Here is a 16,004-nt window from a genome sequence, read left to right on the forward strand (position 1 = left end):
CTTTCTCGGCGGGGCGCTAGGACTTGGAGGGCATCGACGTCATGACGGTGAACGGCGGGGTGCGGCTGCTGTCGTACCGAATGCGCGTGTCGATGCCGTGTACGTCGTAGGCCTTGGCGTTCAGGCCGCCCTGCTTGTATCCGGACAGCGGGTCGCTGGGGTCCACCGGCTGCTTGCTCACGCTGCGGCCGCTGGTCTCACCGTTGGGCGCCGTGTCGTAGAACGACTTGACGTCGCCGTCGGACGCCGGCGGGGGGCCCTTGATCCATGCCTCGATGGAGACCTTGTTGTTGTTGAGATTGCGCTCGGTCAGCTCCTCCGCACGCCGATAGTTCGGGAAGGCAGAGGAGCCGCTGAGCCCGGGCTTGCCGTGCGGCCAGGCCGCGGTCGGGCCGTTCGACTGCTGGTCACGCAGGCGCTGCGCCAGCTGCTCGTCCGTTTTACCGATGTGCTTGTCCAGGGTATGGCCGTTTGCCATGTACTCGTTGGCGGCCAGGTTGAGGTCGTAGTTGCCGTTCGAGTTGATCTTCAGCCAGACCTGCGAGTCCTTGAACTCCTCCAGGGCCCGAGTGCCGAAGCCGTGCGCACGGGCGACGCCGGCCTCGAACTTGGGGGCGCTCAGGTATGCCTCGTCCAGCGGCCCCTTCAGCGCCTCCATGCGGGTGGTCAGGCCTCCCAGGATGCCGGTGTATTTGTCGACGATCCCGTTCAGCTTGCTCGTGTCGATGTTCAGTACCGTCTTGACGTCGAACGACAGGATCAGGCCCGCGCCCTTGCCGATCACGGAGGTGACGGTGCCGAGGATGCTCTTGGGGTCCTTGGGCTTGGCGAGGTCCTCGATGATCTCCTTGGCGGCCTTCCACATGGCGCGGTGGAGCTCGTCCGCGACGTCGCGGTTGAGGTCGACGGCGGCCTCGGCGTACTCGCGCAGGATGGTGGCGATGTTGTCTGCCGTGTCCTTCAGTACGGCCAGGACGGGCTCGCTGCCCGTGGGGACGCGGGGCGTGCCAGGGCCGGAGTTGGCGGTATGCGCCCACTGGTAGCCGTGCTGCTGCTGTCCCCAGTCCGTCCCTCCCCACAGGGCGCTGCAGAAGGTCCGCATCGCGGCTTCCCAGTCGGCCTGCTGGTGGTTGGTGATGGCACCGACGGCCTGGGTGAGCTGGTCCGCCCCCATCGAGGCGTCGACGGAGACGTTCATCCAGCTGTGGCAAAGGAAGTTGAGGTAGTGCTGCTGTGGGAAGGGATGGACGTCCGCCACCCTCCCGACCCGGAACACGTTCTTGCACAGTGGCTGAAGGACGTCCCGGACGACTTCGGGGATGCCCTCCATCAGGCCGCGCAGGATGTCGTCGCCGCCGTCGTCGTCACCCCATTTGATGTCGGGTATCGAGTCGAAGTTCGGGGCCTTGTCGATGACCGCGGGCCGCGGGCGCTGCTCGGCCGTCTTCCCCGGCTTCGGGTGGGCCGCCGCGTCAGCCCTGGTGTAGGCGTTGGCTGTCTCGGTGAACCCGACCGCCACACCACCGACACTGAGCACGGAACGGCCCCAGACCCCCAGCCAGCGATTGCCGATCTTCATGTACGACTGGGCGAACTTCCGAGCCTCGGTGCCGGCGCCCCCTGCGTCGGGGTACTTGCCCAGCTCCCCCAGAAGCTTGTTGGCACCGCGTAACAGGTGCTCCTGCTGCACGGCGACCCGACCGGAGACTGACCAGAGATCGCTGGGCTTGACGTCGATGGTGCCATTGCCGCCCGGTGACTGGGTGGGTGAGGAGGGGCCGGCCATCAGGCGCCGCCTCCCCAGCCTTCAAGTACGGACCTGTTGGCCGCGGCGTAGTTCAGGTGCCCCTTCACCACTACCTCGTGGAGCCAGGCCTGGGTGGCTTTGAGGTCGTCGGCGGAGTGGCTCCACTTGTCCAACTCGTCGATGAAGGCCTCACGTGCCTCACCGTCCCAGCTCAGCACGACCTTAGTGGCCCGCTCGTACAACGTGTCCAGCTTCTCGTTGAGGACGCGGAGTATCGCCTCCAAATCCCCCGAAAGTCGCTGCAAGGTGGCGAAATGGACGGTGATCCGGTCTTCGTCCGGCATGGTGCTGATCCCCCGTGGTTCAGACGTCCAGAGTGTGGCTCATCGGCTGGCCTGCATCCGATGCGGGCACCGCGTCGGGCACGGTGAGGGCGCGGCGACCCAGTCGACCTCGGCGAGAGTGGCGTTTCGCATCCTGAGCCCCGTTCGTCGCGCCGTTCGTCCGCGTGCCTCTATGTACGGATCTTCACTTTAGCGTCCGGCGGCTCATGTGACTTTTTCCGGTTACTCGTTGGTTGGGACACGGGTGGAGGGATCCGACGAATCGCGAGTGGTCGCTTCTGAAGCCGCATCTGCCGCCGTCGGGCGGCCGGGCGGCCGATGGAACAACCACTGCGTGGTGACCAAGGGGGTCCAGTTCCGGGTCCGAACCAGTGTCCCGTGGCGTGATCCGCCGGAACGCATACAGCTGCTGAAAGACCGTCCGTGAACGGCATCGCCGCTGGTCGGCGAGCGGAACTTGGGACCGGATACTGCAGGCGGTCCAGGCGGAGGCCGATCTGGGGAGCGGATCGACCGGGGCATGGCCGATGTGGACTCGACGTCCTGCCGAGCCCATCAGCACGCGACCGGCGCCCGCAGGGCCAACTTGCGGGTCCCGAAGCAAGAACGACGCCTCGGCGCCACCCCACAACGAGGGACTCGGACGGTCTCGGGGCGGCCTGACCTGCACGATCGGCCTTGCCGAAGTAGAAAGATGCCTCCCCCTGCACATCCGCACTTGTGGGCTGAGTCGAGACAAGGGGGCGGCACGGTACAACTGTCTTATTGCTAGGGTGAGTTTGCTGCTCAGTGCACAAGTTCGAAAGCAGGGGGGAGCGCATGGGTGTTGAGCCCAAGCTCGCATACACGTCTTCGCAGTTGAAGAAGCTCGCGGACGATCTGGATGACATGCAGGAGTATCTTGGCCAACAGGTCACACGCATGGACGAGATCGTCGACGGCATCGAGGTCGGATGGCGCGGACCCACCGCCAAGGACTACCGAGCTCTCCATCGTGGCGCCGCGCAGGATGCCGTTCGCATCCAGCAGACCATACAACTGCTCGCGCAGGCCGTTCGTCTGAGCGAAGACGGCTTCACAAAGCAGGAACTCGAGACCCTCGACCAGTTCCGTAGAGTCCAAGCCGACATCGACATCGAGGTAGCCGTCGACGCTCTTTCTACGGCGGCGGCTGTCCCCACCGTGCCAGTTCCCAGCAGTCGTCTGGAAAACCTCTGACACATGGTCAGTGAGGAGACCCGAGACGATGCCGGTGACCACGACGCTCACATCCGTTTCGGTTGGGATGAGGCTGAATGCAAGGCGGAAGCACGAAGGTGCTCAGCCTCGCGGCCATCGACATGTTTGCCTGGACGCACGTTCTCCTTGTGAACGGCGAACTTGAATCCGCTGTGCCGAAGAAGCTCCGCTACCAACTGCGGCACGTCGTCGCCCGCCTCACCCGCGGCGGCCGGCGCCTACGCATGCGAATATCGGCGACCTGGCCCTGGAGACGTGAAGTGGCCTTCTCGCCGAGCGTTGCCCGCTGTTCGCGCCACCCGGATTCAGGATTGCGCCTCCCAACGGGCCATGAGTTCCTTCGCCAGGGCTTCCCGGCCCGCGGCCAGTACCGGTGAGCCGAAGGCGAAATTCCGGCCGCCCGGTCCGAGGACTGCCATGCCCCGTTCTCGGACCAGCGCAGTCCCCGCTGCGACGTCCCACGGCTTCGGGCCGATGCAGATGCAGGCGTCGAGCCACCCTTCGGCCACCCCCACCAGGTCCATGGACATCGCCCCCTGCATCCTGATCCGGTACGCCTCCCCGTACAGGCGGCCGATGAAGGCCTTGTGCCGGGGATTCCCGGCTCCGGCTCCGGTGATGCCGATCACCGCTCGGGGCAGTTCCCGGGCCCCTGACGGCGGCGTTGCCGGGCCGGGCGTTCTCGCCGTGACCCAGCGGCGGCCGAGGGCCGGTGCGTCGATCACGCCCAGGGATGGCTGCCGGTCCTTGACGTAGGCCAGCGAGAGCGCGTAACCGGGGGCGCCCCGGGTGAAGTTCATCGTTCCGTCGATGGGGTCCAACAGCCAGCAGGTGGGCGGCAGCGGACCGCCGGCCGCGGACTCCTCGCCGATGACCGGAACCTCGGGCGTGCGCCGACGCAGGACGCGTGACACCCGGTTCTCGACTTCGACGTCGGCGTCCGTGACCTCCTCGCCCGACGGTTTGATCTTCCTCTCCCGCCACTCCGCACCCGCCAGAGCCAGCCACTCCACCCCCGCGTCCATGGCCTCCTCGGCGACGGAGCGCAGCTCCGCGTCCTCTGTCACGCCGGATCCAGCGACCGCTCCACCAGCTTTTCCGCATGGGCCCCGTGTTCGCCCATCACGTAGAAGGTGAGGCGGTCGAAGGTCCACTCCTTCTGCACGGAGGTGCGCTCGTGGGCCGACCCGACCAGTTTCAGCGCGATGTCCTCCTCGGCGCGGCCCAGCGTGATGTGAGGTGCATACGCGTCCCCGGTGTACCGGTACCCGTACTCGGCGAAGCTGGCCCGCTCGTCCGGAGTGAACCGCGAGGTGTCCTTGGACGTGTCGAACGCGGCGCGGTCGAGGTGGGGTGCGAGCACCGACAGGACGGCTGCTTGCAGTTCGCTCAGGAGCTTCGGCCTCTCCAGCGAGAGGAAGACCCAACCGGTGGGCTGGTAGACGATGCCCGTGGAGGCGAGCCGGATCTCCTCGGGAAGGCTCATCGAATCCGCGATGGTCCGCAGTTCCCTCTCCGGGCTGAGGGAGTCGAGGAACGGGCCCTGAAACACGGTGACGTGAGGAAGGTTGCCGTCGGGGCTCAGAGGGGGTTGCAGTCCATGGTCCTCCCCCACGTCCGTCTGCAACTGGACAGCGGAACGGGTGTGTTCCGCGGACGGCAGCAAGGCAACACCCAGCCATCGGGTCACGGTTGAGCTCCTGTCTTCGTAATCACGTGCAGCGCGGCGTCGAGTCCCCTGCGCATGCATTGCGCAGGGGTCTCCCCGTACAACCAGCCGGCGATCACTCCGGCGTTGAAGGCGTCCCCGCCTCCGGTCCGGTCGACCGGCTCGACCGGCACCGTCGGCTCCTGGACGAGTCGGCCGTTGGATGACGCCCAGAGTGCGCCATCGGACCCCAGGGTCAGAATGACATCCCCGGAGAGCAGCTTCGCGTACCGCTGTGCCGTACCCGCCGTGTCGCCCGGTGACGCCTCGGGCAGGCGGCTCGCCTCGTCGGAGTTCATGAGGTTCAGCAATGCGCCCCGGGCAAGTGGACTCATGTCCCTGCCGTTCCATTCGACGGAGACCGAGCGGCCGGTCCGGTGGGCGAGCTCCGCCAGGCGTCCGAGCGAGGGTGTGGGGTCGCCGACCAGATGTATGTGATCCGCGCGGCGTACGTCGTCCTCCGTGACGGCGTTGAAGGCCAGGTCACGGTCTGCTCCCGCGAAGGTCATCATGCGTTTTCCGGTGGTGGAGGAGAGAACGATCGCCATGCTCGTGCGGGTAGTTGTGTCGACGCGCATCAGCGATGTGTCCACCCCGCCCGCCCGCAGGCCGTCGAGGCAGACAGTGCCCAGGGTGTCATTGCCGACGGCGGACACCAGCTCGGCCGTACATCCCTGCTTCACCAGGCCCAGAGCGGTGTTGGCCGCGGATCCTCCGGGAAAGGCCGCGTAGTCGTTGCCACGGAGCTTCTCGTGCTCGTCCGGAAGTCTCGTGGCCCGGACGATGATGTCGAAGTTGGTACCACCGGCCACGAGGACATGCTTCCCGGCGATCACGGCTGCCCCAGACGGTAGCTCTCGAACAGGACATGCCGCACCAGCCGTTCCCTGCTTCGGGGACTGCTCTGCTGCGGAAATGTCGCATGGGCGACAAGGTCGTGGACCAGCTCCTCGAATCTGTCGTCGTCCGAGCCGATGTCGTGGAATCCACGCATGAGTTCTCGGTGGAGCTCCCCCGGCTGCACCCTCAGCTCGTCGAGCCAGGACCGGTTGGCCATGAGAACGTTGGCCGCCGCCGCGCGAAGTCCCGCCTGTGCACTGTGCGGAAGCATGTCCGAGTTGAGCAACTCGAAGTAGTCGTCGTCATCACGGGCGTGCATCCGGAGATTCTGCCCGCCGACCGCCAGGACGTCCCTGTTCAGATGGAAGAGCTCCAGGCCGAGATGGTGCGGAACGTCGAGGATGCTCACGCCGCGCTCCGCCAGACCCGCTTCATCGGTCGAGAACGCCGCCAGAATGTTCGCGAACATGTCGCTGTGTTTCGGCACGGCGATCTGAGCTCCTGCAGGATCGGCGAGAAACTCCTCTGCCGTCGACATTCCCCAGCGACCGCCACGAGCCGCCAGGAGATAGAAATTCCGGCCGCCCATCGAGTATCCCACTCGCCCGACGGGCACGACCTGGGACCGGAGCTCCTCCTCCGCGTCGAGCATCCGGAGCAGGCGTTGTTCGTTGTAGATCGCGAGATCCAGGGTCCGCTGGGCGACATCCCTGACCAAGTGGTCGGACCAGGGCAGCTGCACGGCAACGACCCTGTGGTTCCGCCTGGCCAGCACGCGATCGAACCCGCACCCGAGGAGCAACGCCTTCACTACGACCAGCGTGGAGTCGGCAAGGCGGGTCGTCCCCCTGGCACGCCGGACAGCAGCCAGGCTCTGCCGTGCCTCGTTCTCTGCAAGAGACGTACTCGTCTCGCCGTACCAGACAGCCAATTGCGTCAGCGCGTTGAGACACGACTGCACGTCGTCGGCGGAGATCTCTTCGCCCGAACCGTCCAGGGCATGGCTGCCGAAATTGCCGTAGTTCTGAATGGTCCGAATGGCCAGTACGACCTTCGGCGGAACCAGCCCTTTGCTGGTGAGTACCGTCAGGAGGGACTCCAGTGTCGGTTTGGAACCGACAGCTTCCTGCATGGCGATATCCAAGAGGATCGACTCCGCTGCCCTTCTCGCTGTACTGAGGAAGACCTCGGGATCCGACTCCGCGTATCTCAAGGCCTTCTTGTAAAGCCGGAGCGACTCGCCCTCGTTGACCGTCACGTCGTCCGTGTCCTCTGCGGCAGTTTTGGCCTGACACTAGCAAGTTCGTTTCTGGTGGAGCCAGTTGTCATTCAGTCATCGCGGTGGGGGCCGCCGCGGAGGGATCCCAGCACAAGACGCCCGTAGCGGGTGCCCAGGGCGGCTGCCGTGGAAGCGAAGGCGACGCCCAGCCCGATCAGGAGATGGACGGGGTCGTCGTCACCGAGCACCTGGAGGATGCTCAGAGCGGTTCCGAGCGGAAGCCCGAGGATGGTGAGAACACCGAGGGCTCCGGCGATCTGCTGACCGTCCTGGGTCTGGACGAGACGGGAGTAGTCGGCCGCTTCGGCGAGGATCTCCGCGAAGCGGGCGGGCAGGCGATGCTGCCCCTGATAGGCCAGGAGCAGCTCATTGGCCGGGCCGTGCGCGGTCAGATGCTGTCGCCAGTACGTACTGCGGAATCCGGCGATGTCCTGTTCCAGCGCCGTGACTCGGCGGGCGAGCCCTGGACCGTCGAACACGTCGGCGAGGCCGTCGGTCAACTCGTCGATGTGGTCACGCTGGATCGTGCCGAGAAGCAACGCGTCGAGATAGACCGTACGGAAGTGCAGTTCCGCGAAGTCGTAGAAATCGCCGTCCCCCCGGTCGGGACGGTGGCCGAGGAAAGCGGCCCCGTGCCGCAGCACAAGGGCGCTCCAGTCGGCGGAGACGCGCACGATGTGCTCGGTCTGGTCCCGTAACTGCTCCGGGGTCGTCGGAAAGTCGGTCTCGTCGGAGCGGGAGGCCAGCGACCAGAGCCAGCTGTCGGCAGTGTCGGGAAGCCGGCCGTCGCTGCGCAGAGCTGAGTTATGCGTGTCGTCGGGGGTGAGGAAGGCGACGGTATAGGGGCGGGCGAGGGCGAAGGGCGCTTCGGCACCGCGGGGTTCCGCGACCCCGGCCAGGAGTTTGCCGGGCGCCAGCGGCCCGTCGAGAGGGTCGGCCCCTGCCGTGTGCCGATGCCCGATGGCACGCAGGACGTCCAGGAGGACAGGTCCCTCGACGGTGAAGTGCAGGACCGCCAGTGCGTATTGCTGGTCCTGGGCCGTGACCGTGCGCAGGAGTTCCATGCCGTGCAGGTGCAGGGGCCCGTGCGTGATGTCCGTGAACCGGTGCCAGCGACGGGGCCGCTCGCGGGTTCCGTAGAGCCCGCGTGCGGCGGCCGGGGTGAAGTAGGTCTGCCGGGTCTCCGCGTCTGTTCTTCGACTGCCGAGCTCGAAGGGTATGGGGCCATCGGCCCAGGAGGGAGGGGAAGGGAGCCGGACAGGGATGACTACGGTGATCGCCTGCCGGACACCGGTGAGGGAACCGATCTCGGTCGTCACTGGATTTGTCCCCGTCCTCGCAAGTGCGCCTGTGTCCATGCCTGCGTCTGCCATGCGGGCGCGTGTCTGCCCGACGGACCGGAGAACCGCCCTGCGTCGACCGCCAGTTGCCGTCATCCGAATGCTGACTGCCGGTCAAGGTTACCCAGTTGTGGATCATTGAGCACGCGGGGCCTGCCCCTCTCAGTGACAGGCATGACCCCCAGGCCCGGTCCTCGGCGGAGCGCGCTCAGAGCACCTCGGACTCCTGAGCTATGGAGCAGGCGAAGTCACCCCGACGGAAGTGAGGCATTCGCCCCTCGCGCAGCCCTCGATGCCGGTGACGTCATCCATCTGGAGAGGCAGAGGGGGGAAGGAGAAGTGTCAGCCGGAGCCAAGCCGGCGAGCGCCTTGTCCGGCGAGACCGCGCCACCGCCGCCTCGCGGCATCGGGGGTGCCCCCCTTGCTTACCGCCCCGTAACCTCTGAATTACCTCAGATTTATTCCTGCGTGTCGTTGGGCACTGTCAGAATCGCAGGATTCCCGGATGATGCGGCGTCGGACCGTGTCACGGCGACGACTCTCTGACCCGCCACGGCCGGGAACGCCCATCTTCCCCTCACAAAGGCGAACCCTCTCCATGAGTGACCGCATCACAGCGGCCGAAACGCTCGTTGCCGCCCCACCGGCGGCGGGCTCCCCCCACGTGGACGCCGGCGATGCCGGGTACAGCAAGGACCTCAAGTCCCGCCACATCAACATGATCGCCATCGGCGGCGCGATCGGCACCGGGCTCTTCCTGGGCGCGGGCGGCCGGCTGGCAGGGGCGGGTCCGTCACTGGCCATCGCCTATGCGGTCTGTGGCGTCTTCGCGTTCTTCGTCGTGCGCGCGCTCGGCGAGCTGGTGCTCTACCGGCCGTCCTCCGGCGCCTTCGTCTCGTACGCCCGTGAGTTCATGGGCGAGAAGGGCGCCTTCGCGGCCGGCTGGCTGTACTTCCTGAACTGGGCGACCACGGCTGTGGCGGACATCACCGCGGCTGCCACCTATGCCCACTTCTGGGGCATGTTCAGCGACATCCCGCAGTGGATCCTCGCGCTGATCGCCCTCGCCCTCGTCCTCACGGCCAATCTCATCTCGGTGAAGTACTTCGGCGAGATGGAGTTCTGGTTCGCGATCATCAAGGTCGGCGCCCTGGTCGCGTTCATGCTGATCGGCATCTTCCTGGTGGTGACCCAGCACCCGGTGGACGGTCACACACCCGGTTTCTCCACGATCACCGACAGTGGTGGCATCTTCCCCGTCGGCATGCTCCCGATGCTGCTGGTGATCCAGGGTGTCGTCTTCGCGTACGCGTCCGTCGAGCTGTGCGGCGTGGCCGCCGGCGAGACGGAGAGCCCCGAGAAGATCATGCCCAAGGCGATCAACTCGATCATGTGGCGTGTCGGTCTCTTCTACGTCGGCTCGGTGGTGCTGCTCGCCCTGCTGCTGCCGTACACCTCGTACTCGGGGGACCAGAGTCCGTTCGTCACCGTCATGGACAAGCTCGGCATCCCGGGTGCCGCCGGTGTGATGAACCTCGTCGTGCTGACCGCGGCGCTCTCCAGCCTGAACTCCGGGCTGTACTCCACCGGCCGCATCCTTCGCTCGATGGCGCTTTCGGGCTCGGCGCCCAAGTTCACCGGGCGGATGAACAAGGGCCAGGTGCCCTACGGCGGCATCCTGCTCACCGCCGGCTTCGGTGTCCTCGGCGTCGGACTCAACTACGTCATGCCGGGCGAGGCGTTCGAGATCGTCCTCAACTTCGCGTCGATCGGCATCCTCGGCACGTGGGGCATGATCATGCTCTGTTCGCTGCTGTTCTGGCATCGCTCGCGCGATGGCCGGGTCACCCGCCCCTCGTACCGGCTGCCCTGGGCCCCGTACACGCAGATCGCCACGCTGGCGTTCCTTGCCACGGTCGTGTTCCTGATGTGGTGGGGCGGCGGAGTGGGCCGTACGACCGTGATGTGCCTGCCGCTGATCGCGGCTGCGCTGGTCGGCGGCTGGTTCGTCGTCCGGCGACGGGTGAACGACCTGGCGCAGGAACGCGAGGACGCCTGACGGTCCTCGGTACCGGCGACGGCCCTCGCGGAAGGCTTACTTCCGCGGGGGCCGTTCCCGTGCCACCCGGCCACCGGGCCGGGCGGCGGCGCCACCCGGATCGTGCCGTCCGGACCGGATGTGACGTCCCGTGATCTCTGGCGCAGGGAGTTCTACGTCTTCGCCGTCGGCTTCACAGGCCGTTTCGGTCGAGGAGCCGCATCAGATTCCGCTTGCGCTTCTGACCGGCGCGCACGGTGGCAAGGTGCGCGGTGAAATCGTCCGGGGTACCCAGGAGGCGGTGGCAGTCGCGCATGCTCAGGAGCAGGCGGGTCAGCTGCTCGTAGACCGCGTTTCCGGTCTGCTTCTCGAGGGGGCCGGCCAGGCGCCGGTAGACGCGCAGCGCATCGGCGGGGCGGATGGGGCGGACCTCGTCGGCCAGAGTGAGCCACTGCCGGTCGTCGGCGCCGGTCGCAGTGGCGTCCTGCCAGGCGGCATCGATGTCCTTGTCGTCGAGCAGAGCGTCGATCAGGACCGGGCCGCCGTCCCAGCCCCGCTTGCGCTGTGCCGTGTCGGCGCGCAGCAGCGCCAAGGCCTCCCCGCGCTCGGCCTCCCAGCAGTCGGCCGCCAGTGCTGCCGTGCGCAGCTGCTGGTACGCAGCAAGGGATCGGCGGGCGGCGAAGTGGGCACGGCGAAGGGCGACGGCGTCGGGGAGCCGATCCGAGCGTGTGTAGCGGTCGCAGAGGTAGTCGACCAGGCCGATGGCGGGGGTCGTGGTGTCGGAAGCTTCGTCGATGCCGCGCTCCGCCCAGCGCAGCGCGTCGCCGGGGCGACCGGCGGTGTCCAGTTCGCGGGCGATGACCAGATGGGTGCTTCCGTCGCGGGCGAGGTCGGCCGCGTGCACGGCGATCACGGCGTCCACATCGCCCGCCGCCTTGGCCAAATGCTCCATCAGGTACTTCTCCGCCCAGCCTGTGCGGTGGCCGCGCCAGGCTTCGAGCGCCAGCTCCCTCACGGTGACCAGTCCCTGTTCGCCGAGGACGTCCGCGTAATCGAGCGGGTCGATGGCGGTCAGGTCGTCCAGGTCGCCGAGCACATGGCCGACCAGCCACCGCGCGGTCTCGTCCGGATCGGGGCGTGCCACGCGGCACCCGTCAAGGTGAGCTTCGGCCAGAGCGGCCCCGACCCTGCCCAGGTGTCCGTCGGAGTCGTCGATCGCGTCCTGCACCTCGCTCAGCAGCCGCATCGCCTCCCGGGACAGGGAGATAGCGTCCGCGGCCCGCCCGGTGGCGGTCAGGGCAGCGATGGCGGAAACCGCCCGCGCGGCCTGTTCGCCATAGGCGCGGGCATCGGCGTAGTCGACGTATCCGTACCGCGCGAAGCGGCCGACGTCGAAGAGTTCGCGCATCCGGGAACGGACTTCGGCGAGGTCTCCGCGGGCGCTCGCCGCACGCAGCTCCAAGCGGCGGCGCACCTGCCGGTCCTCGGCGATCTGCTCCCGTACGAGCGCGAGCAACTCGTCCCTCGAGAGCGCGGCCAGCCACGCGTCCAGGTCCTGAGCGCGGTTCCGGGCCCCGGTACGCTGCCCCGGCAGGCTCTCCGACCGCGCGAGCGCGGTCAGGCCGAGCGCAACCAGGTGCTTGCAGAAGTTGCCGTCCAATCCGTGCGCGCAGTCGCACTCCCCGGCGAGCCCCTCAGGCTCGTCGAGTGACAACTCCACCTCGTAGGCGTCCGTCCCGTGGACCGTGGCGGTGACCCAGCCGTCGCCGACCTCCAGGGCGGTCACGGCGTCCAGATAGCCCTGGCCCCGCTCGAAAGAACGCGGCCCGGCCAATGCCCGCAGATCCGCCTCGGTGAACCCAGTCATGATCTCCCCGCCTCGGCCTTCCCACCTCGGTCCCTGAACCTACGCCCCTCATCCTGCCTGCTGGGAACATGGTTACGTGGCCGACCTGCACCGCGCGAAAAGTCGAGGGCGCTTCGCGGGCCTCACACGCCGGCACGGCATCATCGCCGCCCGGCGCTCACTGCGTCAGCGGCATGTCGTACCTGTACGAGACGTCACAACCCGCCTGGTGCTGCGTCTGCAATCCGGGGACGAAGTCGCCCTGGTGGCACCGCCGCTGCCGAACGGAGACGACGCGGTGCTGATGGCGGTGCGACCGCACCGGCCCGCGCTGAAGGTGATCGAGGCGTTCCTGACCCAGACGGGGTATCCGCGTGGGCGGGTGTCCCCGGCTGGGGAAGGCGGAGCAGTAGAACGCTGCCTCCGAGGCTGCGGGGCTGAGCGAGCGAGCCGGCCCGGCGACGGTCCGCATGCTGGGAAGAGCCGGGCTCGGGGCTATTGCCCCGAGCCCGGCACCGGCCGCTGTGCGACTACAGGTTCCGCACCCGGATGTTGCGGAACTCGATCAGGTCGTTGTTGCTGTGGTTCTGCAACCCCACGTAGCCGCTGAGGAACTGACGCAGGTCCGTGGGCGGGTCACCCGCCCGGGACGACGACTTGCCGGGCGTGTTGTCGAACTCGTTGATCACCACGCCGTTGCGGATGATCGTGTAGTGCTGCCCGACCGCGCGGATCTCGTAGTCGTTCCACTGGCCCTTCGGGGTCACCCCCGCCTTGTCCAGGCCCACCGGCTTGAAGTTGTACACCGAGCCGGTCTTCTGGACCTCGCCCGTGGTCCCGTCGTAGATCTGGATCTCCTGACCGCAGTAGATCGCGAGCCACTCGGGGGCGGTGCGAGCCGAACCGACCGTCCCACAACTACCGGCCGGACGGTCGGCCAGTGGCGTCCGCGGATCCGGGAACCGGATGAAGACACCGCTGTTGGCGTTGCCGTTACCCGGAGCCACGTCCCGGAACTGGAGCCTGACCGAGAAGTCTTCAAGCTCCTGCTTGGCGTACCACAACATGCCCAGGCCACCTGAGCCGCGGATGGTGCCGTCGGGCTGGAGGGAGAACTTCCCGGGGCCGGCCTGCCGCCAGTCGGCGAGGCTCGCCGCGGTCCCGTCGAAGAGGGACCGGTACCCGGCGACCTTGCCGATCTCGCTCTGCGCCGCCGCCTTGCTGATCGCCGCCGACTCGCGGTTGTCGAGGACGTCCTCCTTGCGGAGGTCGTTGACCACGGCGTTGACGTGGCTGACGAACTCGCCGTGGTTCGGCCAGGACACCTCGTCGTCGATCAGGTCGTTGACGGTGCAGCCGCCGCCCGCACGGTGGTTGGCCACGCCGGTGTCCGTGTCGAGCAGCTTGACGGTCGGACGGGCGTCGGGCGCGGGGCAGCCGGCCTTGGCGTCGAACGTCGCGGTGGCCTTCTCGCCGTCGGCGTAGGTGACCGTCAGCTTCGCGTGATACGTGCCGTAGTCGGCGTAGGTGTGCGTGGGGTTGGCCTCGTGCGACGGCGCGCTGCCGTCACCGAAGTCCCACTCCCAGGCCACACCGCCGACCTTGGCACCGGAGAACGCCACCGTCTTGGGCTTGCTCTGGGTGATGACGCGCGCCCCGGCGTCCTGCGGCTTCGGGGTGGCCGGGCCACCCTGGTAGGTGATGCGGATGAGCTTCTGGTTGGAGTGCAGACTGAAGAAACCGCCCGCGTAGTCGAGCATGTACAGCGCACCGTCGGGACCGAACTTGGCGTCCATCCAGCTCTGCAGCTGGGTGGAGCCGCTGCCGGGCGCGATGATGCTGCGCAGGTCCTCGCCGAAGGCCGGCGCGCCCGCGTCCTTGACCCGGTCGGGGTCGACGGTCACCGCGACCCGGTTGTTGGAGTTGGACTCGTCACCGATGAACCACTTGTCCTCCCAGTACGCCGGCCATGCGACACCGCTCTTGGTGTCCACCTGGGAGCGGTGGTAGGTCGGACCGGACATGATGGCCTGGCCGCCGCCCTTGAGGTACGGCTGGGTGTAGGTGGCGTCGCTCTCGACGTAGGTCGGCAGGCCGCTGCCGTCGGAGCGCTTGGGGTAGACCGGGCCGCCGCCCTGGGGCGAGTACCAGATCATGTTGTCGCGGGCCGGCGGGATATCCACCAGGCCGGTGTTGCGCGGCGACTCGTTCTTGAGGTGGTCGCAGTCGTACCAGCCGGTGAGGACACTGGCGTCGGTGTTGCTGCGGTCACGGTACGGCTGCTTGTTCCCCATGCAGTACGGCCAGCCCTGGTTGCCCGCGGAGGTGATGATCGTGGCCGTCTCGTACTTGGCCGGGCCCAGCTCGGGGCTCGGCGCTCCCGCGTCCGGCCCGACCCAGCCGGCGTTCAGCCAGTTGTGCACCGGGTCGACGGAGAGCCGTGCGATGTTTCGGACACCCATCACGTAGATCTCGGGGCGGGTCTTGGCCGTGCCCGGCGGGAACAGGTTGCCCTTGGGGATGGTGTAGGTGCCGTCGGACTCGGGGTGGATGCGGATGATCTTGCCGTTGAGGTCGTTGGTGTTGCCGGCGGTGCGGCGGGCGTCCTGGAAGGAGACACCCTTGTAGTCCTGGGTCCAGTTGTTCCCGGAGTAGCCGCTGGAGCCGCCGGAGGAGTTGCTGTCACCGGAGCCGATGTAGAGGTTGCCGTCCTTGTCGAAGGACATGCCGCCGCCGGCGTGGCAGCAGCTGTGGATCTGGGTGTCCCAGTGCAGCAGGTCCTTGCGGGTGCCCTGGTCGATGGACTCGGTCGCAAAGTCGTAGGTGAGCCGGGAGACCGTCCGCTGGCCGATCCGCTTGTCGCGGTCGATCGACTCGTGCGGCATCCAGTAGATGTAGATCCACCCGTTCTTCTCGAACTTCGGGTCGAGGGTGACGCCGACGAGGCCTTCCTCGTTCTTGACCAGCTCGTCACCGCTGCCCCGGTTGCCCATCACATCGAGTGTGGTGAGCAGTTTGACCTTCTTGGTCTTCGGGTCCCACTGGTGGATGGTGCCGCAGCCCAGGCCGACCTTGGGGTTGTTCCAGTCGGCGATCGCGCCGGACGGGCAGGCGGCCTTGCCGATGTAGAAGGCCTTGCCGTCGGGGGCCATGGTCAGACCGTGCGGCTCACCGATCTGGTCGAGCTGCCCCCCCTGGTTCTGGGCGGTCAGCCGCTCGGTCGTGTAGTTGGACGCGATGGTCGCCTGACAGTCGCCGCGGACCATGCCGGTGGTCCACTCGATGGCGCCGAGGAGGTGGCTCTGGAACTTCGTGTCGGTGGTGTAGCTCTCCTCGGTGCGGCCCATGCCGGTGTAGAAGGACCGGCCGCCCTCGTAGTCGCGGCACCACGAGATCGGGTGGAACGGGCCGTTGGCGCTGAGCCCCGGCTTGTATTTCCCCTCCTCGACCTGGGCAATGGTGTGGACCTTGCCGATCGGGTTGGGATCCCAGTTGATCCACTGGTCGGAGCGGGTCCAGTTGAGCGGAAGTCCCTTGTTGGCTGGGTGCTGACCATCCGTCACATCGACGACGGCCTGCTGGACCTTGGTATCCTGCGGAGGCGTCGGGTTGGCGCTGAAGAG

At 67.4% G+C, this 16,004-nt stretch carries 11 protein-coding genes and 3 pseudogenes; 3 read left to right on the top strand and 11 right to left on the bottom strand.

Features of this window, described 5'->3' with window-relative positions; all coding sequences use genetic code 11:
- Nucleotides 1-16 precede the first annotated feature (16 nt).
- Both OHA88_RS11280 and OHA88_RS11285 read right to left on the bottom strand, forming a co-directional pair.
- The gene (locus OHA88_RS11280; RefSeq protein ID WP_328625378.1) at nt 17-1,786 is read right to left on the bottom strand and encodes an RNase A-like domain-containing protein; all 1,770 of its coding nucleotides are present in this window, start codon (nt 1,784-1,786) and stop codon (nt 17-19) included.
- Nucleotides 1,786-2,091 carry a WXG100 family type VII secretion target gene (locus tag OHA88_RS11285; protein WP_328625379.1) on the bottom strand — a complete coding sequence of 102 codons (306 nt, stop codon included), beginning with the start codon at nt 2,089-2,091 and terminating at the stop codon, nt 1,786-1,788. The genes OHA88_RS11280 and OHA88_RS11285 overlap by 1 nt, the downstream gene beginning before the upstream one ends.
- Before the next feature lie 233 nt (nt 2,092-2,324).
- Between OHA88_RS11285 and OHA88_RS11290 the strand changes: the two are divergent.
- Together OHA88_RS11290 and OHA88_RS11295 are read left to right on the top strand one after the other, a co-directional pair.
- Nucleotides 2,325-2,798 (top strand): annotated as a pseudogene (locus OHA88_RS11290) (transposase); the annotation flags it as partial.
- Nucleotides 2,799-2,910: 112 nt separating this feature from the next.
- Nucleotides 2,911-3,309: a WXG100 family type VII secretion target gene (locus OHA88_RS11295; RefSeq protein WP_328625380.1), complete on the top strand. Its 399-nt coding sequence runs from the start codon at nt 2,911-2,913 to the stop codon at nt 3,307-3,309.
- Nucleotides 3,310-3,635: 326 nt separating this feature from the next.
- On the opposite strand, the gene OHA88_RS11300 is transcribed toward OHA88_RS11295, so the two are convergent.
- The 5 genes from OHA88_RS11300 to OHA88_RS11320 form a co-directional block, all read right to left on the bottom strand.
- Nucleotides 3,636-4,397: an inositol monophosphatase family protein gene (locus OHA88_RS11300; protein ID WP_328625381.1), complete on the bottom strand. Its 762-nt coding sequence runs from the start codon at nt 4,395-4,397 to the stop codon at nt 3,636-3,638.
- Nucleotides 4,394-5,020, bottom strand: coding sequence for a 2'-5' RNA ligase family protein (locus tag OHA88_RS11305; protein ID WP_328625382.1), 627 nt, complete (start codon nt 5,018-5,020; stop codon nt 4,394-4,396). Before OHA88_RS11305 ends, OHA88_RS11300 begins: the two co-directional genes overlap by 4 nt.
- Complete coding sequence (locus tag OHA88_RS11310) at nt 5,017-5,850, bottom strand: carbohydrate kinase family protein (protein WP_328625383.1); 834 nt, start codon at nt 5,848-5,850, stop codon at nt 5,017-5,019. Before OHA88_RS11310 ends, OHA88_RS11305 begins: the two co-directional genes overlap by 4 nt.
- A 20-nt stretch (nt 5,851-5,870) precedes the next feature.
- A complete protein-coding gene (locus OHA88_RS11315) occupies nt 5,871-7,136 on the bottom strand; it encodes a DUF4145 domain-containing protein (RefSeq protein WP_328625384.1) in 1,266 nt (421 codons plus the stop codon).
- Between the two features lie 71 nt (nt 7,137-7,207).
- Nucleotides 7,208-8,476: a hypothetical protein gene (locus tag OHA88_RS11320; protein ID WP_328625385.1), complete on the bottom strand. Its 1,269-nt coding sequence runs from the start codon at nt 8,474-8,476 to the stop codon at nt 7,208-7,210.
- Nucleotides 8,477-9,095: 619 nt separating this feature from the next.
- Between OHA88_RS11320 and OHA88_RS11325 the strand changes: the two genes are divergently transcribed.
- Nucleotides 9,096-10,556 carry an amino acid permease gene (locus tag OHA88_RS11325; RefSeq protein WP_328625386.1) on the top strand — a complete coding sequence of 487 codons (1,461 nt, stop codon included), beginning with the start codon at nt 9,096-9,098 and terminating at the stop codon, nt 10,554-10,556.
- Nucleotides 10,557-10,728: 172 nt separating this feature from the next.
- Here OHA88_RS11325 and OHA88_RS11330 read toward each other — a convergent pair whose 3' ends face one another.
- From OHA88_RS11330 to OHA88_RS44590, 4 genes and pseudogenes are all read right to left on the bottom strand, one after another.
- Entirely contained in the window at nt 10,729-12,402 is a 1,674-nt protein-coding gene (locus tag OHA88_RS11330) for an SWIM zinc finger family protein (RefSeq protein WP_328625387.1), read from the bottom strand.
- 509 nt (nt 12,403-12,911) lie between these two features.
- Nucleotides 12,912-13,763, bottom strand: a complete 852-nt coding sequence (locus OHA88_RS44580; protein ID WP_443044364.1) for a 3-keto-disaccharide hydrolase — start codon at nt 13,761-13,763, stop codon at nt 12,912-12,914.
- Between the two features lie 78 nt (nt 13,764-13,841).
- Nucleotides 13,842-14,045 (bottom strand): annotated as a pseudogene (locus OHA88_RS44585) (PKD domain-containing protein); the annotation flags it as partial.
- 9 nt (nt 14,046-14,054) lie between these two features.
- A pseudogene (locus OHA88_RS44590) lies at nt 14,055-16,004 on the bottom strand (ThuA domain-containing protein); the annotation flags it as partial.

The sequence above is a fragment of the Streptomyces sp. NBC_00353 genome (assembly GCF_036108815.1).
Taxonomy (GTDB): domain Bacteria; phylum Actinomycetota; class Actinomycetes; order Streptomycetales; family Streptomycetaceae; genus Streptomyces.

Excerpts from the sequence above, each read along its gene's own strand:
- OHA88_RS11280 (WP_328625378.1), bottom strand. The coding sequence starts at position 1,786 with ATGGCCGGCCCCTCCTCACCCACCCAGTCACCGGGCGGCAATGGCACC.
- OHA88_RS11285 (WP_328625379.1), bottom strand. The coding sequence starts at position 2,091 with ATGCCGGACGAAGACCGGATCACCGTCCATTTCGCCACCTTGCAGCGA.
- OHA88_RS11295 (WP_328625380.1), top strand. The coding sequence starts at position 2,911 with ATGGGTGTTGAGCCCAAGCTCGCATACACGTCTTCGCAGTTGAAGAAG.
- OHA88_RS11325 (WP_328625386.1), top strand. The coding sequence starts at position 9,096 with ATGAGTGACCGCATCACAGCGGCCGAAACGCTCGTTGCCGCCCCACCG.
- OHA88_RS11330 (WP_328625387.1), bottom strand. The coding sequence starts at position 12,402 with ATGACTGGGTTCACCGAGGCGGATCTGCGGGCATTGGCCGGGCCGCGT.